23 protein-coding genes are annotated in these 22,607 nt (G+C 66.2%); 16 read left to right on the top strand and 7 right to left on the bottom strand.

The annotated features are described in order from the left end of the window. The first annotated feature begins 13 nt into the window (after positions 1-13). From MO1_RS11230 to MO1_RS11210, 5 genes are all read left to right on the top strand, one after another. Positions 14-460 (top strand): cell division protein SepF, encoded by a 447-nt coding sequence (locus tag MO1_RS11230; protein ID WP_036308496.1) that lies wholly within the window; start codon positions 14-16, stop codon positions 458-460. Between the two features lie 4 nt (positions 461-464). Next, the gene (locus MO1_RS11225; protein ID WP_036308497.1) at positions 465-767 is read left to right on the top strand and encodes a YggT family protein; all 303 of its coding nucleotides are present in this window, start codon (positions 465-467) and stop codon (positions 765-767) included. Positions 768-881: 114 nt separating this feature from the next. Continuing rightward, positions 882-1,499, top strand: a complete 618-nt coding sequence (locus MO1_RS11220; RefSeq protein WP_060916065.1) for a DivIVA domain-containing protein — start codon at positions 882-884, stop codon at positions 1,497-1,499. An 11-nt stretch (positions 1,500-1,510) separates the two neighbouring features. Next, entirely contained in the window at positions 1,511-2,128 is a 618-nt protein-coding gene (gene lspA, locus MO1_RS11215; protein WP_060916064.1) for a signal peptidase II, read from the top strand. Continuing rightward, positions 2,115-3,035, top strand: coding sequence for an RluA family pseudouridine synthase (locus tag MO1_RS11210; protein ID WP_060916063.1), 921 nt, complete (start codon positions 2,115-2,117; stop codon positions 3,033-3,035). Before lspA ends, MO1_RS11210 begins: the two co-directional genes overlap by 14 nt. A gap of 1 nt (position 3,036) precedes the next feature. On the opposite strand, the gene MO1_RS11205 is transcribed toward MO1_RS11210, so the two are convergent. Next, entirely contained in the window at positions 3,037-3,510 is a 474-nt protein-coding gene (locus MO1_RS11205) for an NUDIX hydrolase (RefSeq protein ID WP_036308503.1), read from the bottom strand. A 48-nt stretch (positions 3,511-3,558) separates the two neighbouring features. Here MO1_RS11205 and dnaE point away from each other — a divergent pair, with 48 nt between their 5' ends. The 5 genes from dnaE to MO1_RS11180 all read left to right on the top strand — a co-directional run bounded on the left by dnaE (position 3,559) and on the right by MO1_RS11180 (position 11,098). Next, the gene (dnaE, locus tag MO1_RS11200; protein WP_036308504.1) at positions 3,559-7,077 is read left to right on the top strand and encodes a DNA polymerase III subunit alpha; all 3,519 of its coding nucleotides are present in this window, start codon (positions 3,559-3,561) and stop codon (positions 7,075-7,077) included. Between the two features lie 65 nt (positions 7,078-7,142). Then, complete coding sequence (locus tag MO1_RS11195) at positions 7,143-8,231, top strand: hypothetical protein (protein ID WP_036308506.1); 1,089 nt, start codon at positions 7,143-7,145, stop codon at positions 8,229-8,231. 20 nt (positions 8,232-8,251) lie between these two features. Next, positions 8,252-9,553: a histidinol dehydrogenase gene (hisD, locus tag MO1_RS11190; protein WP_060916062.1), complete on the top strand. Its 1,302-nt coding sequence runs from the start codon at positions 8,252-8,254 to the stop codon at positions 9,551-9,553. Between the two features lie 13 nt (positions 9,554-9,566). Beyond that, positions 9,567-10,040: a transcriptional regulator NrdR gene (gene nrdR, locus MO1_RS11185; protein ID WP_036308510.1), complete on the top strand. Its 474-nt coding sequence runs from the start codon at positions 9,567-9,569 to the stop codon at positions 10,038-10,040. Positions 10,041-10,078: 38 nt separating this feature from the next. Continuing rightward, entirely contained in the window at positions 10,079-11,098 is a 1,020-nt protein-coding gene (locus MO1_RS11180; protein WP_036308512.1) for a quinone-dependent dihydroorotate dehydrogenase, read from the top strand. A gap of 73 nt (positions 11,099-11,171) precedes the next feature. Here the strand turns inward: MO1_RS11180 and MO1_RS11175 are convergent, their stop codons facing one another. Then, complete coding sequence (locus MO1_RS11175; protein ID WP_036308513.1) at positions 11,172-11,732, bottom strand: DUF3043 domain-containing protein; 561 nt, start codon at positions 11,730-11,732, stop codon at positions 11,172-11,174. A 52-nt stretch (positions 11,733-11,784) separates the two neighbouring features. On the opposite strand from MO1_RS11175, the gene MO1_RS11170 reads away from it, so the two are divergent. From MO1_RS11170 to MO1_RS11145, 6 genes are all read left to right on the top strand, one after another. Beyond that, entirely contained in the window at positions 11,785-13,176 is a 1,392-nt protein-coding gene (locus tag MO1_RS11170; protein ID WP_036308516.1) for a M20/M25/M40 family metallo-hydrolase, read from the top strand. Positions 13,177-13,291: 115 nt separating this feature from the next. Beyond that, positions 13,292-13,657, top strand: a complete 366-nt coding sequence (gene erpA / locus MO1_RS11165) for an iron-sulfur cluster insertion protein ErpA (RefSeq protein ID WP_036308517.1) — start codon at positions 13,292-13,294, stop codon at positions 13,655-13,657. A gap of 115 nt (positions 13,658-13,772) precedes the next feature. Beyond that, positions 13,773-14,672, top strand: a complete 900-nt coding sequence (ctaC, locus tag MO1_RS11160; RefSeq protein ID WP_036308520.1) for an aa3-type cytochrome oxidase subunit II — start codon at positions 13,773-13,775, stop codon at positions 14,670-14,672. Continuing rightward, positions 14,672-16,420, top strand: coding sequence for an aa3-type cytochrome oxidase subunit I (gene ctaD / locus MO1_RS11155; protein ID WP_036308522.1), 1,749 nt, complete (start codon positions 14,672-14,674; stop codon positions 16,418-16,420). The genes ctaC and ctaD overlap by 1 nt, the downstream gene beginning before the upstream one ends. Further along, entirely contained in the window at positions 16,421-16,855 is a 435-nt protein-coding gene (locus MO1_RS11150) for a cytochrome c oxidase subunit 4 (RefSeq protein ID WP_036308523.1), read from the top strand. A 5-nt stretch (positions 16,856-16,860) separates the two neighbouring features. Beyond that, positions 16,861-17,655, top strand: a complete 795-nt coding sequence (locus MO1_RS11145; RefSeq protein WP_060916061.1) for a PP2C family protein-serine/threonine phosphatase — start codon at positions 16,861-16,863, stop codon at positions 17,653-17,655. A gap of 7 nt (positions 17,656-17,662) precedes the next feature. Here MO1_RS11145 and MO1_RS11140 read toward each other — a convergent pair whose 3' ends face one another. The 5 genes from MO1_RS11140 to ctaE all read right to left on the bottom strand — a co-directional run bounded on the left by MO1_RS11140 (position 17,663) and on the right by ctaE (position 22,579). After that, positions 17,663-18,088, bottom strand: a complete 426-nt coding sequence (locus MO1_RS11140; RefSeq protein ID WP_036308525.1) for a rhodanese-like domain-containing protein — start codon at positions 18,086-18,088, stop codon at positions 17,663-17,665. 78 nt (positions 18,089-18,166) lie between these two features. Further along, positions 18,167-19,954: a cytochrome bc1 complex cytochrome b subunit gene (gene qcrB, locus MO1_RS11135; RefSeq protein WP_174520583.1), complete on the bottom strand. Its 1,788-nt coding sequence runs from the start codon at positions 19,952-19,954 to the stop codon at positions 18,167-18,169. A gap of 35 nt (positions 19,955-19,989) precedes the next feature. After that, positions 19,990-21,069, bottom strand: a complete 1,080-nt coding sequence (gene qcrA, locus MO1_RS11130) for a cytochrome bc1 complex Rieske iron-sulfur subunit (protein WP_036308530.1) — start codon at positions 21,067-21,069, stop codon at positions 19,990-19,992. A gap of 39 nt (positions 21,070-21,108) precedes the next feature. Beyond that, positions 21,109-21,909, bottom strand: a complete 801-nt coding sequence (gene qcrC / locus MO1_RS11125; protein WP_036308533.1) for a cytochrome bc1 complex diheme cytochrome c subunit — start codon at positions 21,907-21,909, stop codon at positions 21,109-21,111. 25 nt (positions 21,910-21,934) lie between these two features. After that, on the bottom strand, positions 21,935-22,579 hold the full coding sequence (ctaE, locus tag MO1_RS11120) for an aa3-type cytochrome oxidase subunit III (RefSeq protein WP_036308535.1): 645 nt from the start codon (positions 22,577-22,579) through the stop codon (positions 21,935-21,937). Positions 22,580-22,607: the final 28 nt, after the last annotated feature.

Genomic DNA, 22,607 nt, shown 5'->3' with positions numbered 1-22,607 from the left:
TACGGAGGATGCGATGTCGAACCCGCTCAAGAAGACCATGGTGTACCTGGGCCTCGCCGACGAGGAAGAGGTGTACGAGGAGCCCGCTCCCCGTCGGGAGAAGCAGGTCGAGAACAAGACTGCGCCGGTGACCCCGATCCACCGCCCCGCGGTCGTCCGTCAGCCTGCTCCGGCCACGGTGAGCGAGATCGTCACCGTGCACCCCAAGCAGTACCGCGATGCTCAGACGATCGCCGAGAACTTCCGCGACGGCATCCCGATCATCATCAACCTCTCGCAGATGAGCGACGCTGACGCGCGCCGCCTCATCGACTTCGCGAGCGGTCTGTCGCTGGGTCTGTACGGACGCATCGAACGCGTGACGAGCAAGGTCTTCCTGCTCTCGCCGGAGAACGTCGCGGTGTCCGGCGAAGGCGCGATCGCTCAGGGCGACGCGGACTCCGCGCCCTTCACCCACTGACGCCGTGTCGGTCATCGGCCTCATCGCCGGGATCCTCAACGCGCTCCTTCTCATCTATGTGCTGTTCCTCCTGGCACGCCTGGTGTTGGAGTACATCCCGATGTTCAATCGGGAGTGGCGTCCGCGGGGCGGCTGGCTCGTCCTCGCGGAGGTCGTGTTCACCGTGACGGATCCGCCGATCAAGTTCTTCCGGCGGTTCATTCCGCCGCTTCGCATCGGCCCGATCGCGCTGGATCTCGCGTTCCCGATCACGATGCTCTGCTGCTTCGTTCTGCTGTCGATCACGCAGGTCCTGAGCCGCGTGTGATCATCGCGTCGTCGCACCCGTGACAGCCTCGGACTATGCTGTCGGGGTACGGCTCGCGCCTCGCGGGTCTTCATTGACCGGCCCGCCTCCTGAGCCCCGAAAGAGGAAAGACACATGCCTTTGACTCCCGAAGACGTCGTCACCAAGCAGTTCCAGCATGTTCGCTTCAAGGAGGGTTTCGACCCCGATGAGGTCGACGACTTCCTCGACGAGATCGTCGTCGAGTGGCGCAAGACCATCGCTGAGAACGAGGAACTGAAGGCGAAGCTCGCCGCGTTCGAGTCCGGCGAGACCCCCGCCCCGCAGGAGTCCGCTCCGCAGGCCGAGTCGGCCCCGCAGACCGAGGTCGTCGAAGAGGTCCCGGCCCAGGCCGAGCCTGCCGCCGAAGCTCCCGCATCGAGCGCCTCCGCTCCCGTCGCGGCTTCTGCCGGCATCATCGAGCTGGCTCAGCGTCTGCACGACGAGCACGTCGCCGAGGGTAAGTCGCAGAAGGAGAAGCTCATCTCCGAAGCGCAGGCCGAGGCCGACGCCATTCTTAACGACGCCCGTTCGAAGGCGCGCGACGAGATCACGCGCCTCGAGAGCGAGCGCGGCACCCTCGAGGGCCGCATCAGCGAACTGCGTCAGTTCGAGCGCGACTACCGCGTTCAGCTCCGTGGTTTCATCGAGGACAAGCTGCGTGACCTCGACGTCGCCGGCACCTCGGGCTCGACGCCCATCCCCGCGTCCTGACCACGCGCACGTTGTCGAGCCGAACGTCCGCGAAGCGGACGACACTGCGCGCCGCAGCGGCCGGCACCACCATCGCGATTCTCGCGGTGCTGGTGCTGGCCGCTGATCAGTTCACGAAGTACCTCGCTCTGGAGAATCTGCCCGAGCGAGAGGTCGTGCCGGTCATCGGCGACTTCTTCCAGCTCTACCTGACGTTCAATCCGGGAGCGGCCTTCTCCCTGGGGGAGGGCGTCACGTGGGTGTTCACCCTCGTCCTCGCCGCCGCCGCTCTGTCGATCGTCTTCCTGGCCGCAACCCGGGTGCGATCGCGCGCGTGGTCTGTCGTCCTCGGCTTGCTGCTCGGCGGCATCCTCGGCAATCTCACGGACCGCCTTTTCCGTGCTCCGGGTCTTCTCGTCGGGCACGTGGTCGACTTCATCCACACCCCGTGGCTCTGGCTGTGGTTCCCTTCCGCGATCTACAACGTCGCCGACATGTTCATCGTGACGATGATGATCGCGGTCGCAATCCTGGTTCTGCTCGGTCGCCGGTTCGACGGCACACGGGAGAAGGATGCTGCCCGGGCCGCCGCGTCCGCAGAGGCGGACGCCGACGCACCGGCATCCGCGAACCCTCATGCCCAGCCGTAGCCTCCCCGTCCCCGACGGGCTCGACGGCACGCGCGTCGATGCGGCGCTCGCCAAGCTCCTCGGTTTCTCGCGGACGTTTGCGGCCGACGTCGCCGAGAGCGGCGGCGTACAGCTCGACATGCGTCCCGTCGGGAAGTCCGACAAGCTCGTCGCCGGCGCCTGGTTGCAGGTCGACTGGGAGGACAAACGGGGGCCCGAGATCGTTCCGATTCCGGTTCCCGACCTCGGCATCGTCCACGACGACGATGAGATCGTGGTCGTCGACAAGCCGTCAGGTGTCGCAGCGCACCCCTCGCTCGGCTGGGAGGGGCCGACAGTCGTCGGCGCCCTCGCCGCGGCGGGCTTCCGCATCGCGACGACGGGAGCGGCGGAGCGCCAGGGCGTCGTTCACCGGCTCGACGTCGGGACGAGTGGACTCATGGTCGTCGCCAAGACGGAACGCGCCTACACCGCGTTGAAGCGCGCCTTCAAGGAGCGCGAGGTCGAGAAGGTCTATCACACCGTGGTTCAGGGGCATCCGGACCCTCTCGTCGGAACCATCGACGCTCCGCTCGGGCGCCATCCGAACCATTCGTGGAAGTTCGCGGTCATCCCCGACGGGAAGGACTCGGTGACGCACTACGAGACGCTCGAGGCGTTTCCACGGGCATCACTTCTCGAAGTCCACCTCGAGACCGGCCGCACGCACCAGATCCGCGTGCACATGGCCGCCCACAAGCACCCCTGCGTCGGCGACCCGCTCTATGGCGGCGACCCGACGCTGGCACAGCGTCTCGGCCTGACGCGCCAGTGGCTGCATGCTCACGAGCTGTCCTTCGCCCATCCGGCGACGGGGGACTGGGTCACGTTCCGGTCGGAGTACCCCGCGGATCTCGCGCACGCGCTGGAGATCCTGCGCGACCAGTGAGTCAGCGCCCGCCGGTGAAGCTCGCCGGATCGTCCTCGGCGATGGCGAGGGCGATCTTCCGGACGTGAGACGGGTCGACGTCGACCAGCTCGCCGAGCCCGTAGAAGCCGACCTCGGTCAGTTCGCCGTCGGCGGGATGCGGATCGCCCGAGACCCAGTCGCACCGGAACACGAGGTCGAGGTAGTCGACCTCGTCGCCATTCGCGTAGACGATCCGAGGGATCTGCTGGACCGCTGCGAGCCGAGTCGCGCGCACGACGACTCCGGCCTCTTCGAGGCACTCCCGGACCGCTGTGTCGGCGGGTTCCTCGCTCGGCTCCACGATGCCTGACACCGACTGCCACTCGCCGTTGTCGGCGCGTTTGCCGAGGAGGACCTTCTCGTCTCGGAACACGACGGCGGTGACCCCGACGAGGGGGAGCGGGGCGGTGCCGATCTTCTCGCGGAGGGCGAGGACGAACTCGGGGGTGGTCATGCCGACCAGCCTAGGCGCCGTGTCAGAACCGGAACGTAGACTCGATCCGTGGCATCCGACTCCTTCGTTCACCTGCACGTCCACAGCGAATACTCGATGCTCGACGGGGCCGCGAAGATCGGCGCGATGACGCAGGCAGCCGCCGACTACGGGATGCCGGCCATCGCCGTGACCGACCACGGCAACACCTTCGCCGCGTTCGAGTTCTACCGTGCGGCCCAGTCCGCCGGCGTCAAGCCGATCATCGGGCTGGAGGCGTACGTCACGCCCGGCACGCATCGCAGCGACAAGTCGCGCGTCGCGTGGGGGTCCCCCGATCAGAAGAGCGACGACGTCTCGGGATCGGGCGCCTACACCCACATGACGATGTGGAGCCAGAGCACCGAGGGCATGCACAATCTGTTCCGGCTGAGTTCGCTGTCGAGCATCGAGGGCTACTACTTCAAACCCCGCATGGACCGCGACCTGCTGCAGACCTACGGCAAAGGGCTGATCGCGACGACGGGGTGTCCGTCGGGTGAGGTGCAGACTCGCCTTCGCCTCGGTCAGTACGACGCCGCGCGTGCCGCCGCCGCGGAGTTCCAGGACATCTTCGGCAAGGAGAACTACTTCGCCGAGATCATGGACCACGGCCTGTCGATCGAGCGCCGCGTCATGACCGACCTCATCCGGTTGTCGAAGGACCTGAACATCCCGCTCGTCGCGACCAACGACTCCCACTACACGCATCAGCACGAGGCCGACGCTCACGAGGCGCTGCTGTGCGTCCAGTCGGGCTCGACGCTCGACGACCCGAACCGCTTCAAGTTCGACGGCGACGGGTACTACATCAAGACGGCGCAGGAGATGCGCCAGCTCTTCCGTGACCACCCCGAGGCCTGCGACAACACGCTGCTCATCGCCGAGCGGTGCGAGGTGGAGTTCAACACCTCCGCGAACTACATGCCGCGTTTCCCGGTGCCCGAGGGTGAGACCGAGGACAGCTGGCTGATCAAAGAGGTCGAGGCGGGCCTCCACTACCGGTACCCCGACGGGATCCCCGACCGCGTCCGCAGGCAGGCGGAGTACGAGACCGGCATCATCTTGCAGATGGGCTTCCCGGGGTACTTCCTCGTCGTTGCCGACTTCATCAACTGGGCGAAGGACCACGGCATCCGCGTCGGCCCCGGACGTGGCTCCGGCGCCGGCTCGATGGTCGCCTATGCGATGCGCATCACCGACCTCGACCCGCTCGAGCACGGCCTCATCTTCGAGCGCTTCCTGAACCCCGACCGTGTCTCCATGCCCGACTTCGACGTCGACTTCGACGATCGACGCCGCGGCGAGGTCATCGACTACGTGACCGAGAAGTACGGCTCCGAGCGCGTCGCCCAGATCGTGACGTACGGCACGATCAAGTCGAAGCAGGCGCTGAAGGATGCCGGTCGTGTCCTCGGCTTCCCGTTCTCCATGGGCGAGCGCCTCACGAAGGCTATGCCGCCGCCCGTCATGGGCAAGGACATGGAGCTCGGCGGCATGTTCGACGCGAAGCATCCCAGGTACAAGGAGGCGAGCGAGTTCCGCTCACTCGTCGACACCGATCCCGATGCCAAGACGGTGTTCGACCGCGCGCTCGGGCTCGAAGGACTGAAGCGCCAGTGGGGCGTCCACGCGGCCGGCGTGATCATGTCGAGCGAACCGCTCATCGACATCATCCCCATCATGCGTCGCGAGCAGGACGGTCAGATAGTCACGCAGTTCGACTACCCGTCGTGCGAGACGCTCGGCCTGATCAAGATGGACTTCCTGGGGCTTCGAAACCTCACGATCATCTCCGACGCCCTCGACAACATCCGCACCAACCGCGGCGAGGAGCTCGACCTCGAGCACCTCGAGCTCGACGACCGACCGGCGTACGACCTCCTGAGTCGCGGCGACACCCTCGGGGTGTTCCAGCTCGACGGTGGACCTATGCGGTCGCTTCTGCGTCTCATGAAGCCTGACAACTTCGAGGACATCTCCGCCGTCATCGCCCTGTACCGTCCGGGTCCCATGGGCGCCAACTCGCACACCAACTACGCACTGCGCAAGAACGGCGTGCAGCCGATCACCCCGATCCATCCCGAGCTCGAGGAGCCGCTGCGCGACATCCTCGACACGACCTACGGCCTGATCATCTATCAGGAGCAGGTCATGGCGATCGCGCAGAAGGTGGCGGGGTTCTCCCTCGGCCAGGCCGACATCCTCCGACGCGCGATGGGTAAGAAGAAGAAGTCCGAACTCGACAAGCAGTACGCGGGCTTCTCCGGCGGGATGAAGGAGCGCGGCTTCGGTGACGCGGCCATCAAGTCCCTCTGGGACATCCTCCTTCCCTTCTCCGATTACGCGTTCAACAAAGCGCACTCCGCTGCATACGGTCTCGTCTCCTACTGGACTGCGTATCTGAAGGCCCACTACCCAGCCGAGTACATGGCTGCGCTCCTCACGAGCGTCGGCGACTCCAAGGACAAGATGGCGGTGTACCTCAACGAGTGCCGCCGCATGGGCATCCGCGTGCTGCCGCCCGACGTGGGGGAGTCCATCCGCTTCTTCGCCGCCGTCGGCGAGGACATCCGCTTCGGCCTCGGCGCTGTCCGCAACGTCGGCACCAACGTCGTCGACGGCATCGTGTCGGCCCGAACCGACGGGCCGTACACGAGCTTCCATGACTTCTTGACGAAGGTCCCCGCGCACGTCGCGAACAAACGGACCGTCGAGTCGCTCATCAAGGCGGGTGCGTTCGACTCGCTCGGGTCGACGAGGCGTGCGCTCATGGAGATTCATGAGGATGCGACCGAGCAAGCCGTCCTCGACAAGCGACGCGAAGCCAACGGCGAGGTCGGGTTCGATTTCGACAGCCTGTGGGGGGACGACGAGCCGCAGCAGGTCGCGCGCGTTCCGGAGCGGCCGGAGTGGACGAAGAAGGACAAGCTCGCGTTCGAGCGCGAGATGCTCGGTCTGTACGTGTCCGACCACCCGCTCGCCGGTCTCGAGATACCGCTCGCCAAGCACGCGTCGACGTCGATCCATGACCTGCTGGTCTCGGAAGACATCTCCGACGGCGACATCGTCACCATTGCGGGGCTGGTCACCAGCGTCCAGCACCGCGTCGCGAAGCAGAGCGGCAACCCCTACGGCATGATCACCGTCGAGGACTTCGACGGCGAGGTGACGGTCATGTTCATGGGCAAGACCTACACCGAGTTCCAGTCGATGCTCGTGGCCGACTCGATCCTCGTCGTCCGCGGCCGCGTGTCGCAGCGCGATGACGGACGTAACCTCCACGGTCAGTCCGCCTTCGTGCCCGATCTCGGGTCGGTCGATGCGGCGGGCCCGCTCGTCCTCCTGCTGCCGGAGCACCGCGCGACGGAGACCACTATCGGTCAGCTCGCGGCCGTTCTCGACCGGCATCCGGGTTCGACGGAAGTAACACTCAAGCTTCACCGCGGCGGAGTGGCGAAGGTCTTCGAAGTTCCCGCGCAGGTGGGAGTGACCGTCGACCTCTACGGGGAGCTCAAGGGGCTGCTCGGTCCGCAGTGTCTCGGCTGAGTCGCCTCGACCGCGCGGGGTAGGATCGCAGGCGGCGCTCATCGGCGCTGTTCGGAAGGAGCATCGTGACCGACCAGAAGACGAACCCCGAAACGCCGGACGAAGCCGGGAGCTCTGTCGAAGACCTCGACGTGACCGTCGTGCGCGCGCCGGAGACCGCCGTGTACGAGGCCGCCGGCGCCGATCAGGAGACCGAGGCGTACGACTTCTCCACGGATGCCGCGGGTGACGGAGAGGCGTACGTCGCCGAGCCCGTCGTCGCGGAGGAGCCCACCGAGGCCGCTGGCCCCGCCGTCGACGCGGCGCAGCCTGCTGAGAGTGAGCCCGGCGAGGGGCACATTCCGCCGCAGTACGGCGTCGGCCCCTTCTCGCTCCGCGAGGTGTCGTTGCTGGGCGTCTGGGCGCTGGCCTTCCTGTTCTCGTTCTTCCCGCTCTACGCGAACGACCAGTTCACCCGTCTTCTCGGCGGCGGAACCGTCTGGACCTCAGGCATCGACTGGGTGCTGACGATCGGCGTCCCGACGGTCGCTGTCTTCCTCGTCACTCTTCGTCGCTTCTCGCCCGACGGCATCCGTCGTGTCGGTTCCCTGGGCATCGACCAGTTCGCGTCGGTCGCGTTCTCCGTCTCGGCCGTCGTGTGGTTGAGCTGGCTGTGGGCGAACATCGCGCGTGGCGCTGCGACCGGCGTCTGGCTCAGCAGCTGGGTCGTCTGGGTCGAAGTGATCCTCATGGCCGCCGGCGTCGCGCTCACCGTCCTCGCGCCGTTCATCCCGCCGTTCCACGAAGACTTCCTTCACCGGACGGAGACGCTTGCGCACCGTGTCGCTCGTCGTGCGCGTCCGGTCGTCGCGCGTCCCCTCTCGGACGCACGCTTCACAATGGCGGCGCCGTCGGTCGACCCCGACCCCGCTCCGTACGGTGACCCGATCGACGACGACGAGCCGGCTCCTGCTCCCGCCTCCGCGCAGCAGGCGTTCTGGGCACTGTCTCCTGTCGAGCGCGACGTCGTCGATGAGAATGGGCTCCCGGTGTTCCGCGTCGGTCCGACTGCGTGGGCTCTGGTGATCGAGGACCGCGGAGATTCGTTCGTCGTCCGTCATGAGGACGGTCGGATCGGCTACCTTACCGACGTCTCAGGCGTCACCCGGGGCTGAGCCGCCGGTAGCCTGGAGGGATGCTCCGCACGATCGACCTCCGGGGTCGCGCCGTCACACCGACCGATCTCCTCGCCGCCGTTCCCCGCGCCACAGCCGCGCGCGACGAGGCCCTCGCCACCGCGGCGGCGGTCGTTGCAGACGTCGCCGAAAGGGGAGAGGTCTCCCTCCGTGAACAGGCGGCGCGGTTCGACGGCGTCGAGGGGCATGACATCCGGGTTCCGGCCGCGCACCTCGATGAGGCTCTCGCCTCGCTCGACCCGTCGATCCGTTCTGCGCTGGAGAACGCCATCGGTCGGGTTCGACTCGCCTCCGCCGCGCAGGTCCCCGCGCCGGTCGTCACCGAGATCGGCCCGGGTGCCCGCGTCGAACAGCACTGGCGGCCCGTCCGACGCGCGGGCGTATACGTTCCTGGCGGGAAGGCGGTCTACCCGTCGAGCGTCGTCATGAACGTTGTCCCCGCGCAGGTGGCCGGCGTCACTCAGGTCGCGCTGACCTCGCCGCCCCAGCGTGCCCACGGCGGACGGGTCCACCCGGTGATCCTCGCCGCCGCGAAGCTGCTGGGCATCACCGAGGTCTACGCGATGGGCGGCGCAGGGGCCATCGGTGCCTACGCGCACGGCGTCGCCGAGATCGAACTCGCTTCCGTCGACGTGATCTCCGGCCCGGGCAACAACTTCGTCGCGCTCGCCAAGCGTGTCGTGGCGGGCATGGTCGGTACGGACTCCGAGGCGGGTGCCACCGAGATCCTCATCGTCGCCGATGACTCCGCGGATGCCCGCCTTGTCGCCGCCGACCTCGTGAGCCAGGCGGAGCACGACGAGCAAGCATCCGCTGTCCTCGTCACGGATTCCGCAGCTCTTGCCGAGGCCGTCGTCGTCGAAGTGGAACGCCGCGCCGCGGCGACGCACCACGCCGACCGCGTGGCGCAGGCTCTCGCCGGTCCGCAGTCGGCGGTCTTCCTCGTCGACGACATCCCGACGGCCACCGCATTCAGCAACGCGTACGCGCCCGAGCACCTCGAGCTTCACCTCCGCGACCCGCGTCCGGAGGAGTACGTGAACGCGGGCGCGGTGTTCGTCGGTCCGTGGACCCCCGTGAGCCTGGGGGACTACCTCGCCGGGAGCAACCACGTTCTCCCCACCGGCGGTCAGGCACGGTACGCGTCGGGCCTCTCGGCATCCACCTTCCTGCGTCCTCAGCAGGTGATCACCTACGATCGCGACGCATTGCGGGCCGTGCACGACGACATCGTGACGCTGGCGAACGCCGAGGTTCTCCCCGCGCACGGCGAGGCCGTGACGGCGCGCTTCGACGCGTAGTCTGGATGCCGCCATGCACTGCCCCTTCTGCCGCCACTCCGATTCCCGCGTCATCGACTCCCGCACGAGCGACGACGGACTCAGCATCCGTCGCCGTCGCCAATGCCCCGAGTGCGGCGGCAGGTTCTCGACGATCGAGACGGCGAGTCTCAACGTCATCAAGCGCTCGGGAGTCATCGAGTCGTTCAGCCGCGAGAAGGTGATGTCCGGCGTCCGGAAGGCGTGCCAGGGCCGCCCCGTCACCGAGGCCGATCTCGCCATGCTCGCCCAGGCGGTGGAGGAGTCGGTCCGTCAGACGGGCGTCTCGCAGATCGACACGAACGAGATCGGACTGGCGATCCTCGGACCTCTCCGCGAACTCGACGAGATCGCGTACCTCCGGTTCGCGAGCGTGTACCAGGCATTCGAGACCCTCGACGATTTCGACGACGCGATTGCGCTCCTGCGAGCCGATCACGCCGAGCGAGCCTCGCGCCAGGACGCCTGAGCACGAGACCAGGGGCACCACCCCTAGGCTGGGAGCCGATGTATCGACTCCTCTTCGACCTCGTCCTCCGCCGGCTCGATCCGGAAACCGCCCACCACCTCGGGATGGCCGTGATCCGTGTTGCCGCGGTGCCGCCGTTCTCGGCGGTTGCGCGAGCGCTGACCCGCCCCGCACCGGAGCTCCGGACCGAGGCTCTCGGCCTCGTTTTCGACTCGCCGTTCGGGATCGCTGCAGGCTTCGACAAGAACGCGGTCGGCGCGCTCGGGCTTCACGCTCTGGGGTTCGGGCACATCGAGGTCGGCACGGTGACGGCCATCCCACAAGACGGCAATCCTCGTCCGCGGCTGTTCCGACTGCCCGCGGACCGTGCCCTCATCAACCGCATGGGTTTCAACAACGACGGTGCGGAGGCCGTGGCTGCGCGACTCGCGCGCATGCGCCGCCGCAAACGACGCCCCGTCCTCGGAGCGAACATCGGCAAATCTCGCGTCGTCGACGTCGAGGACGCGACCGCAGACTACGTCGCGAGCACTCGGCTCGTCGCTCCGGTCGCCGACTACCTCGTCGTGAACGTGTCGTCCCCCAATACTCCCGGGCTCCGCGGACTGCAGGCCGTCGAGACCCTGCGTCCCCTCCTGGCCGCGGTGAAGGATGCCGCTGGCGATACCCCTCTCCTCGTGAAGATCGCCCCCGACCTGACCGACGACGAGATCGACGGGATCTCGGCGATGGCGGTGGACGCAGGGCTGTCCGGCATTGTGGCCACCAATACGACGATCGCCCGCACGGGACTGACGACGGATGCCGCTCGCGTCGATGCCATGGGTGCCGGCGGACTCTCCGGTGCTCCGCTCCGCGAGCGTTCGCTCGAGGTCCTTCGTCGCGTTCGCGCCGCCGTCCCGGACGGCTTCTGCGTGATCGCCGCGGGGGGAGTGGAGACGGCAGCCGACGTGCGCGAGCGTCTCGCCGCCGGCGCCGACATCGTCCAGGGCTACAGCGCGTTCGTGTACCGCGGACCGCTCTGGGCGCGCCAGATCAACCGTGGCCTCACGCGCTGAGGCGCGGCATCGGTCGCACGAAAAGACGGGCCCGCACCTCTCGGTGTGGGCCCGTTCTCAAGTGTGGTCGAGATCAGGCGGGGTACTCGCCGCGGCGCACCTGCGGCTTCGGCAGACGCATGAAGCGCATCTGCACGGAGCGCATGGCGGCATACCAGCCCAGGCCCTTCTCGCGGCGGTCTCCCCACTTCGCTGCGGCGAGCTTCTTCACCTTGCGGGAGAGCATGGCCATGTCCGCGACGACGAAGAGGATGTAGACCCAGAGTCCGACGTACGCGTAGAAGACGACGGCGGAGTTGGGGACGAGAGCGAAGAGGATGACGATGACCAGGAGCGGCATCACGAGCTCGCCGAAGTGCCAGCCGGCATCCGTGTAGTCACGGGCGAACCGACGCTGGGGGCCGCGGTCACGAGGCGTGAGGTAACGCTCGTCGCCGTTGGCCATGCCGATACGAGCCTTGTCGCGCTGCGCCGCGAGTTCGGCCTTCGCGCGAGCGCGGGCCTCCTTCGTGTTGGCGACGAGGGGCCGCTTGCGCGCCGCTTCCTGCTCGGCGCGCGTAGGCGTCGGGCGGTTCTTGCCCGCGCCGGTGGGGGCGTCGGGTGCGGTGTCGGCGGGGGGCGGTGTCTTTGCCACGGGGCGGTTCCTCGGAATCGGCGAAAAGGGCGTGCGACATAAGATTACCCGCATGACTTCCGACACCACTCGGTCCGCCGCGGTGCGGGAGGCGGCCCTGACTCAGGTGCCCGCCGCCCTCGCTGATCTGGGTTCCCTCGTCCGCATCCCGTCCGTGGCCTTCCCGGGCTTCGACCGTGCCGAAGTGCAGCGGAGCGCCGAGGCGGTCAAAGCGCTCGTCGACGGCCTCGGGATCTTCGAACACGTCGAAATCAAGACGGCTGTCATTCCCGAAACCGGGGAGGAGGGGATGCCGGCCGTGCTGGCGACCCGCAAGGCCCGTAACGGCCGCCCGACGATCCTTCTCTACGCGCACCACGACGTTCAGCCGGTCGGCGATGACTCCCTGTGGGAGTCGCCTCCGTTCGAGCCCACGCTCCGTGACGGTCGGATCTACGGGCGCGGCGCCGCCGACGACAAGGCCGGGATCATGGCGCATATCGGTGCCCTCCGCGCTCTCGTCGACGCGCTCGGCCCGGACTTCGACCTCGGCGTGAACCTCTTCTTCGAGGGTGAGGAGGAGGCCGGGTCGGCATCCTTCGCCCAGTTCCTCAGCGACAACGCTGACGCGCTCCGGGCTGACGTCATCGTCGTCGCCGATTCGGGCAACTGGGATTCCGAGACGCCCGCACTCACAGTGTCTCTCCGCGGCAATGCGCGGTTCACGCTCGACATCGAGACTCTCGAGCACGCTTCGCACTCCGGGATGTTCGGCGGTGCAGTCCCCGACGCGATGCTCGCGGCAGTCACCCTTCTCGCCACCCTGTGGGACTCGGACGGCGCGGTTGCGGTGAAGGGTCTGGAATCGCGGGATGCCGCGACGCCCCCTTACTCCGAGGAGACACTGCGGGACGAAGCCGGGCTGCCGGCGGGTGTGTCGCCGATCGGGCGCGACGAGATCCTGAGCCGCATCTGGAACAAGCCCTCCATCACCATCACAGGTATCGACGCTCCCAGCGTCCGCAACGCCTCGAATACCCTCTCGCCGAAGGTGTCCGTTGTGATCAGCACCCGTGTCGCACCCGGCCAGGCGGCCGCCGACGCGTTCGCGGCAATCGAAGCGCACCTTCGTGCGCACGCACCGTTCGGCGCTCGGCTCGCCTTTCGTGACGTCGACTTCGGCGATGCGTTCCTGGTCGACACGTCCGGACCGGCGGTTGAGAAAGCGCGTGCCGCCCTGGAGAGCGGATACGGCCGGACTCCTGTGGACATCGGGGTGGGCGGCTCGATTCCGTTCATCGCAGACCTCGTGAGGGAATTCCCCGGCGCCGAAATTCTGGTCACGGGAGTCGAAGACCCGCACGCGCGTGCTCACAGCCCGAACGAGTCCCTGCACGTCGACACCTTCCGCCACGCCCTGCTCTCCGAGGCATTGCTCCTGGAGTCGCTCGACGCGTCGGAGTGAACCGGTCGCCCGATACCCGCGCCGCCAGGCCAGACCGTGTGAGGCGACGTAGAATCGTCTGAGTACGCCGCCCCCGTTCCTCAAGAACACTGGCGGCCCGACCATGGGGAGAGTCATGACCGACATCGCCACGCAGTCCACCGAGACCGTTCCCGCTCACGGCGTCGCCCTGACCGACGCAGCGGCCGACAAGGTCAAGAGCCTCCTGTCGCAGGAGAACCGCGACGACCTTCGGCTCCGCGTCGCCGTGCAGCCGGGTGGTTGCTCGGGTCTCATCTACCAGTTGTACTTCGACGAGCGTTACCTCGACGGAGACAAGACCGTCGACTTCGACGGTGTCGAGGTGATCGTCGACGACATGTCGGTGCCCTACCTCGACGGCGCAAAGATCGATTTCAAGGACACGATCTCGGAGCAGGGCTTCACGATCGACAACCCGAATGCTGCGGGCAGTTGCGCCTGCGGTGACAGCTTCCACTGATCCATCTGGGCTTCCCTCGGCGGGCCCCGGTATCCCTGAAGGGATGGCCGGAATCCCGTGAGAGGTTGCCCTAGACTGGCATGAGTCTGACCTTCATGTCCCCGAAAGGTGCACCGTGCGCGTCAACCGCCGACTCCGTTGGGTAGCCCTCCCGCTTGCGATCGCCTCCGCGATCGCCCTTGCGGGATGCAGCCCCACGACAGCGAACGGCTTCCTCCCCGGCTTCGATGAGGGGGGCGGCCAGGCGACGAATCACACGTCGATGATTGCCGGCCTCTGGACCACGTCGTGGATCGTCGTCCTCGCCGTCGGTGTGATCACGTGGGCCCTCATGGGCTTCGCGGCGATCGCGTACCGCCGCCGGAAGGGCCAGTCGGGCCTTCCGGTGCAGCTTCGGTACAACATGCCGATCGAGATGTTCTTCACGATCGCGCCGGTCATCCTCGTCCTCGGTTTCTTCGCTTTCACGGCACGCGACCAGGCCATCCTCGAGACGCAGTACGAGGACCCCGACGTCTGCATCACCGCCATCGGCAAACAGTGGGCGTGGGACTTCCAGTACAACGGGAACGACTGCGACGACCCCAAGGACGCTGTCTGGACCATGGGTGTCCAGGCGCAGACTGACGCCCAGGGCAACATCACCAACGAGCTTCCCGAGCTCGTGCTTCCCGTCAACAAGAAGGTGACGCTGCAGCTCGAGTCTCGCGACGTCATCCACTCGTTCTGGATCGTGGACTTCCTCTACAAGAAGGACATGTACCCGGGGCGCGAGAACTACTGGTCCTTCACGCCCACGAAGGAAGGCACGTTCGTCGGCAAGTGCGCCGAGCTCTGCGGCCAGTACCACTCGATGATGCTCTTCAATGTGAAGGTCGTCTCCGAGTCCGAATACCAGACCTACATCGCATCGCTCGAGTCCAAGGGACAGACCGGCGACATCGACGATGTCTTGGACCGCCAGCAGAACGCACCGGGAACTGGCGCGCCCGCCGCTGAGGGAGAGCAGAACTGATGGCCACCATCGCACCTCCGGCCCCGACACCGACCCTTCCGCCGCGGCAGGCTGCGCTCCTGAGCAGCTCGCGCGTCGAGCGCAAGGGCAACATCGTGGTCAAGTGGATCACCTCCACCGATCACAAGACCATCGGGTACATGTACCTGATCGCCTCCGTCCTGTTCTTCATGCTCGGCGGCGTGATGGCACTGATCATCCGTGCGGAGCTCTTCGAGCCCGGCATGCAGGTCGTGCCGACCAAGGAGCAGTACAACCAGCTCTTCACGATGCACGGCACGATCATGCTGCTCATGTTCGCGACCCCGCTGTTCGCCGGGTTCGCCAACGCACTGCTGCCGCTGCAGATCGGTGCGCCCGACGTCGCCTTCCCGCGACTGAACGCGTTCGCCTTCTGGCTCTTCACCTTCGGATCGACGATCGCCGTCGCCGGCTTCCTCACCCCGCAGGGCGCAGCAGCTTTCGGATGGTTCGCGTATCAGCCCCTGGCCGGTGAGAGTTTCAGTCCGGGCGCCGGTGGTGACCTCTGGATGCTGGGTCTCGGCATGAGCGGTTTCGGCACGATTCTCGGTGGCGTCAACTTCATCACGACGATCATGACGATGCGCGCCCCTGGCATGACGATGTGGCGCATGCCGATCTTCAGCTGGAACACCCTCGTCACCAGCATCCTGATCCTGATGGCGTTCCCGGTCCTGGCCGCGGCGATCTTCGCTGCCGCTGCCGACCGCATCCTCGGCGCTCACATCTACGATCCGGCCAACGGTGGCGTTCTGCTCTGGCAGCACCTGTTCTGGTTCTTCGGCCACCCCGAGGTGTACATCATCGCGTTGCCGTTCTTCGGCATCGTGTCGGAGATCTTCCCGGTGTTCAGCCGCAAGCCGATCTTCGGGTACAAGACCCTCGTCTACGCCACCATCGCGATCGCTGCGCTGTCGGTGTCCGTCTGGGCGCACCACATGTACGTCACGGGCGCTGTTCTGCTGCCGTTCTTCGCTCTCATGACGATGCTGATCGCCGTCCCGACGGGTGTGAAGATCTTCAACTGGATCGGCACGATGTGGCGGGGATCGATCACATTCGAGACCCCCATGGTGTTCGCACTCGGGTTCCTCGTGTCGTTCGTCTTCGGTGGTCTTACCGGCATCATCCTGTCGTCGCCGCCCCTCGACTTCCATGTCTCGGACTCGTACTTCGTCGTGGCTCACTTCCACTACGTGGTCTTCGGAACCGTCGTCTTCGCGATGTTCGCGGGCTTCTACTTCTGGTGGCCCAAGTGGACCGGCAAGATGCTGAACGAGCGCCTCGGCCTCGTGCACTTCTGGCTTCTCTTCATCGGCTTCCACATGACCTTCCTCATCCAGCACTGGCTGGGCGCGGACGGCATGGTCCGTCGTTACGCCGACTACTCGGCGGCAGACGGCTGGACGTGGCAGAACCAGGTGTCGACCGTCGGGTCGATGATCCTCGCTGCGTCGATGGTCCCGTTCCTCCTGAACGTCTGGATCACCGCTCGCACGGCGCCGCGCGTCACGGTCAACGACCCGTGGGGCTACGGCGGTTCGCTCGAGTGGGCGACAAGTTGCCCGCCCCCGCGCCACAACTTCACGTCGATTCCGCGGATCCGCAGCGAGCGGCCTGCCTTCGACCTGAACCACCCCGAAGCCGGCATCCCCGTTGGTGTGGGTCCTGCAAAGGACGCGCCCGACGCTCCGGTGGTCGACCTGACGAACGGCAAGGTCAAGTAAATGAAGACCAATACCAACCTCTGGTGGGTTCTGACCGCGTTCTTCGCCCTCGTCGCGGTGGTCTACGTGACATGGAACATCCTGGCTCACCCGCAGCTCCCGGTGTTCAACCGGATCGAGTGGGTCGGCTCTGTCGCCCTGGTCTTCGTGACCGCGATGGGTGCGATGATCGCGTTCTACACCGGCCGCGTCGAGAAGGCTCAGGGTGGGGTTCTGCCGGAGGACTCGCTCACGGCTGACATCGACGATGGTGACCCTGAGATGGGTGAATTCTCGCCCTGGTCCTGGTGGCCGCTCGTGCTCGCAGGATCCGCCGCGATCGCCTTTATCGGCCTGGCCGTCGGCGAGTTCATGATCCCGATCGGCTTCGCGATTTTCATCGTTGCCATTGTCGGGTGGGTCTACGAGTACTACCGGGGCTACTTCGCCCGCTGATCCGCATGCGTATCAACGCAGGCGTCCGCTCGGATGTCGGAAGCTACCGGGCCGTCAATCAGGACGCAGCCTTTTCAACGCCGTTCGCCGCAGCCGTGGCGGACGGCGTTGGCGGTGGTCCGTCTGGAGATCTGGCTTCAGCCGCGATCGTACATAAACTGATCACGCTGCGCGGGGCGCTGCCTAGCGCCGAGAACCTCGTCGAGCGCCTTCGCGCGGCGAACTGGGACATCGGTGCGCACGTCAGGCGGGATGCTGCTCTCGCTGGGATGGCGAGCACACTCACCGGTGTGTGGCTCACCGCCGATGATCTGGTGCTCGCGCATACCGGTGACTCCCGCGCGTATCTGCTCAGGAGCGGCCGCTTCACCCGGCAGACGCGCGATGATTCGTACGTTCAAGCGCTCGTCGATCGCGGCCTGGTTCGACCGGAGGACGCTTGGACCCATCCGCGGCGCAACATCATCACCGCCTCCTTCGGTGGCCATGATGACGACACCATCCGGGTCGAAACCCGCGACGCTGTGATCGGCGATCGATGGTTCCTCTGCAGCGACGGCGTGACGGACTACGTGCCGGAGGAAGCGATAGCAGCTCTCCTGGTGGGAATCACCGATCCCGCCACGGCGGCAAAAGCTGTCGTCGATCTCGCGATAGAGGCGTGCTCGCGTGACAACGTCACCGCCGTGGTGTGCGACATCGACGCCGGGACGCCGGATGCGGACGCGGTACCCGTCATCGCCGGAGCGGCGGCGCAGCGGTGGCCCGAGGTCATCGAGGCGGGTCTGGCCTCTGCGTAAGAGCTCGTCAGGCGGTTGTGCGGACTGGCATCACCAACGGGTCGAACACGCGGGGGAGAGGCCCTTGCGCGCTCTCTACGGGCAGACCCTCCCGTGCCCAGTACTCGTAGCCGCCGATCATCTCCCGAACCGAGTACCCGAGTTGCGCGAACTCGACGGCGCCGCGGGCGCCGCCGTTGCACCCCGGGCTCCAGCAATAGACCACCACGGGCCGCGTCAAGGGGATTTCAGCGGTCGCCCGTGTCGCAATGTCTCGGTGAGGCATGTGCTGGGCGCCCGAGGCGTGTCCTTGGTCCCAGGCCTCGAGGTTGCGGACGTCGACGAGGACGAAGTCTTCGCCAGCCCGTTGCGCTGCGTACACATCGCTCACGTCCGTCTCAACGAGAAGTTTCGTCTGGAAGTAGGAGAGGGTCGCTGCGGAGGAGATGCTCATGATTCGACGCTACGGGCACGCAAAAGCTGCGGGGTCTGACCGATCGGTCAGACCCCGCAGCTTTACTGCCACAACAACTCAGTCGTCGGAGCGATCGTTCTTCTTCTGAGCGGCGTCGTCGACCACGATGATGTTCGACGGTCGGTTCGCCGTCTCGGGGCGGTGGCCGTCGTCGATCGGCCGGAGGGGGGCGTCAGGGGCACCGGCACGCTCGTGCGCACCGCGGATCTCTTCCTGCTCCTCGTGCTCGATGTGCTCGAGCTCGTGGTGCTGGTGAGCCACAGCGGCATCCACCTCGGCCTGAGTGACCGGCGACAGACGGTCTTCGAAGAACCAGCGCGACAGCGAGGCACGCACGTTCTGAGTCCACGGGATGCGGCCCTGGTCGTTCGGCCGGACCACGAGGGGCTCGTGGATCTCGAAGTCGATCAGCTTCACGCGCTCGTATGCGTCCACCGGCTGGTGAACCTCGATGTACTCGCCACCGGGGAGGCGGACGATGCGGCCCGACTCATAACCGTGCAGAGCGATCTCGCGGTCCTTCTTCTGGAGTGCGATCGCGATCCGCTTCGTGACGAAGTACCCGACGATCGGCCCGACGAACAGGAGCGCCTGGAGCGTGTGGATGACACCCTCCATCGTGAGGTGGAAGTGCGTCGCGATGATGTCCGACGAGGCAGCGGCCCACAGCACGGCGTAGAAGATGACGCCGGCGACGCCGATGGCGGTGCGGGTCGGAGCGTGGCGGGGACGCTGAGCGATGTGGTGCTCACGCTTGTCGCCCGTTACCCACGCCTCGATGAACGGGTACACCGCGACGAGCACGATGAACAGAGCGAGCACCGTCAGCGGGAGAAGGATGCCGAACGAGAACGTGTGGTCGAACAGGACCAGGTCGAGGTTCGACGGAGCCAGGCGGAGCGCACCGTCCGCGAATCCGATGTACCAGTCAGGCTGAGTACCCGCGGAAACGGGGGAGGGGTCGTACGGCCCGTAGTTCCAGATCGGGTTGATCGTGAACAGCGACGCGATGAGGACGAGGACACCGAACGTGATGAACAGGAAGCCGCCCATCTTCGACATGTAGATCGGGACCATCGGGTAGCCGACGACGTTGTTGTTCGTGCGACCGGGGCCCGCGAACTGCGTGTGCTTGTTGATGATCATCAGCATCAGGTGCGCCGCGATCAAGGCGATCAGGATCAGAGGCAGCAGCAGGATGTGGAGCGTGTACAGCCGGCTGACGATCGCCGTTCCGGGGAACTCGCCGCCGAACAGGAGATACGACGTCCACGTTCCGATCAGCGGGATGCCCTTGATCATGCCGTCGATGATGCGCAGGCCGTTACCCGACAGGAGGTCGTCGGGGAGCGAGTAACCGGTGAAGCCGAGGGCCATCGCCAGGATGAAGAGGACGAATCCGATCACCCAGTTGAGCTCGCGCGGCTTGCGGAATGCACCGGTGAAGAACACTCGGAGCATGTGCACGCCGATGGCGGCGATGAACAGCAGGGCCGCCCAGTGGTGCAGCTGGCGGACCAGCAGGCCACCGCGGAGGTCGAACGAGATGTTCAGTGTCGACTCCAGCGCCGCGGACATCTCGATGCCGCGGAGAGGCTGATACGCACCGCTGTAGTGGGTCGGGGCCATGGATGCCTCGAAGAAGAACGTCAGGAATGATCCCGAGAGGAAGACGACGACGAAGCTCCACAGAGCGATCTCGCCGAGCATGAACGACCAGTGATCGGGGAAGATCTTCCGGCCGATCTCCTTGACGAGTCCGGAGATGCTCGTGCGCTCGTCGATGTAGTTCGCCGTGGCGCCGATGAAACGGCCGCCGAGAGGCTTGTCAGTCGTCTTGGCCACGGTTGTCGTGGCTGGCGAGGATTCAGTCGCGGTGCTCAATGACGCTCCCAGAAACTTGGCCCGACGGGCTCTTCGAAGTCGCTCTTCGCGACCAGGTAACCGTCTGCGTCGACCGTGATCGGCAGCTGAGGGAGCGGTCGGGCGGCCGGGCCGAAGATGACCTCGGCGCCGCGGGACACGTCGAACTGCGACTGGTGGCAAGGGCAGAGCAGGTGGTGGGTCTGCTGCTCGTACAGCGCGACGGGGCATCCGACGTGCGTGCAGACCTTCGAGTACGCCACGATCCCGTCGTAGGACCAGTCGAGGCGGTTGTACTCGGCGGGGAGCTGCTCGGGGAGCAGCCGCATGAGGAGGACGATGGCCTTGGCCTTCTCCTCGAGATAGCCGTCGAGGTGATCGACGTCCTTCAGCGATTCGGGGATGACGTGGACGGCAGAACCGAGAGCAACGTCGGCGGCACGGATGGGAAGACCGGAGGGGTCGTGAGCGAGGCGCTCACCCTCCTTCCACATCGTGTGCTTCAGCAGAGCGACGGGGTCACCCACGAAGGGGTGGTCCGGGTTGTTCGAGCCATGCGGGGCAAGACCACGGAAGAGGGTGACGCCGGGAACGATGGATGCCACGACAGCGGCGATCAGGCCACCGCGGATAGCGGTACGACGGCCGAAACCGGACTCCTCGTTGGCTTCACGGAAGACGTTGACCGCGGCTTCGCGAGTCGACTCCTTGCCGCGCGTGGGGTGCCGCTCTTCGATGTGCTCTTTGTCGGGCATGATCGCCTTCGACCAGTGGATCGCGGCGATCCCGATGGTCAGCAGGGCGAACCCGATACCGAGGCCGATGAAGAGGTTGTTGCTCCGGATGTCGCCGAAGTTACCCGTTTCGATCGGGAACAGCATGTACGCGGCGACGGCCCACAGGCTGGCGGCGAGCGAAATGTAGAACAGCGTGTAGACGGTGCGGACCGCGCGATTCATCGCAGCAGGGTCCTTGTCGGTCATCCGCTCGCGGTGGGGCGGCAGACCGGGGTTCTGCACGGGGTCAGCGACCGCGACGACGAGCCCCGACGAAGGCCGAGCCTTCTCGAGCGCCTGCGGCTCTTCCTCGTGTGACATTGTGCTCCTCGCCTAGAAATTCTTTACGTCAGTGGAAGGTCAGTTGGACTTCGCGGTGATCCACACCGAGATGCCGATCAGCGTGCCGATGCCGAAGATCCAGATGAAGAGACCTTCCGATACCGGTCCGAGCGACCCGAGCGTGAAGCCGCCGACGGGCTCGCTCTTCTGGAGGTACATGAGGGACGAGATGATGTCGCGCTTCTCGTCGGGCGTGATGGTCATGTTGTTGAAGACCGGCATGTTCTGCGGGCCGGTGACCATCGCGGCGTAGATGTGGAGGGGGCTCGTCTTCGTGAGGGCCGGAGCGTACTTGCCCTCGGTCAGAGCACCACCTGCGGCGGCCACGTTGTGGCACATGGCGCAGTTGATGCGGAAGAGCTCGGCACCTTCGGTCAGGTTTCCGCCACCGTCGAGGATCTCCTCGTCGGGATATGTCGGCCCGGGCGCTTCGGACTGAACCCAGGCCGCCATGGCCTTGATCTGGTCCTCCGTGAACTGCGGAGCCTTCTGCGGAGCCTGCGGTCCCTGAGCCTGGAGGGGCATACGGCCCGTGGCCACCTGGAACTCGACCGACAGCTCACCCACGCCGTACAGCGAGGGGCCGTCTGCGGTGCCTTCGAGGTCGAGACCGTGGCAGGTGGCGCAGTTTGCCTGGAACAGCTTCTTGCCGTCTTCGACGGTCAGCGTGGAAGCCGTGTCGGTGGACGACGTCGACGCCATGGCTGCGGATGCACCGGCGTAGATGCCACCCGTGAGCAGCAGGCCGACGCCGATGAGAGCGGCGGCCGCCCACTTGCTGCGACGGCCAGTCTGCCGACGCGGGGTCTTGGATGCCATTTGAGGAACTCAGCTCCGCTCTGTATTACCGGATGAAGTAGATGACGGCGAAGAGGATGATCCACACGACGTCGACGAAGTGCCAGTAGTAGGACACGACGATCGCGGAGGTCATCTCCTTCCGGCCGAAGTTCTTGACGGCGAAGGCGCGTCCGATGATGAGCAGGAAGGCGATGAGGCCACCCGTCACGTGGAGGGCGTGGAAGCCGGTCGTGATGTAGAAGGCCGATGCGTACGAGTCGGCACTGATGGGCATGCCTTCGGCGACCAGCGTGGCGTACTCCCACACCTGGCCGGAGACGAAGACGGCGCCCATGATGAAGGTCAGGTAGAACCACTCGACCATGCCCCACTGGCGGAAGTTCCAGATGGACCCGCGACGGTAGGGCTGGAAGCGCTCAGCCGCGAAGACACCGGCCTGAGCCGTGAAGGAGGACAGCACCAGGATCAGGGTGTTGACCGCGGCGAACGGGATGTTCAGCAGCTCGGTTCGGCCGGCCCACAGCTCCGGCGAGGTGTTGCGGATCGTGAAATAGATCGCGAAGAGGCCTGCGAAGAACATGACCTCGCTGCCCAGCCACACGATGGTGCCGACAGCCACGGGGTCCGGTCGTTTCACCGAACGCAGTGCCTGGTTGTATGTCGCGGGAGTCGTCGTCACGCTCCCCATTATGGCCGATGTTGGGGGAGGGTTTCGC

This window comes from Microbacterium oleivorans NBRC 103075 (assembly GCF_001552475.1).
Lineage (GTDB): Bacteria > Actinomycetota > Actinomycetes > Actinomycetales > Microbacteriaceae > Microbacterium > Microbacterium oleivorans.
Note: the sequence above shows the minus strand (reverse complement) of the source record. Positions and strands in the feature narration are given on the sequence as shown.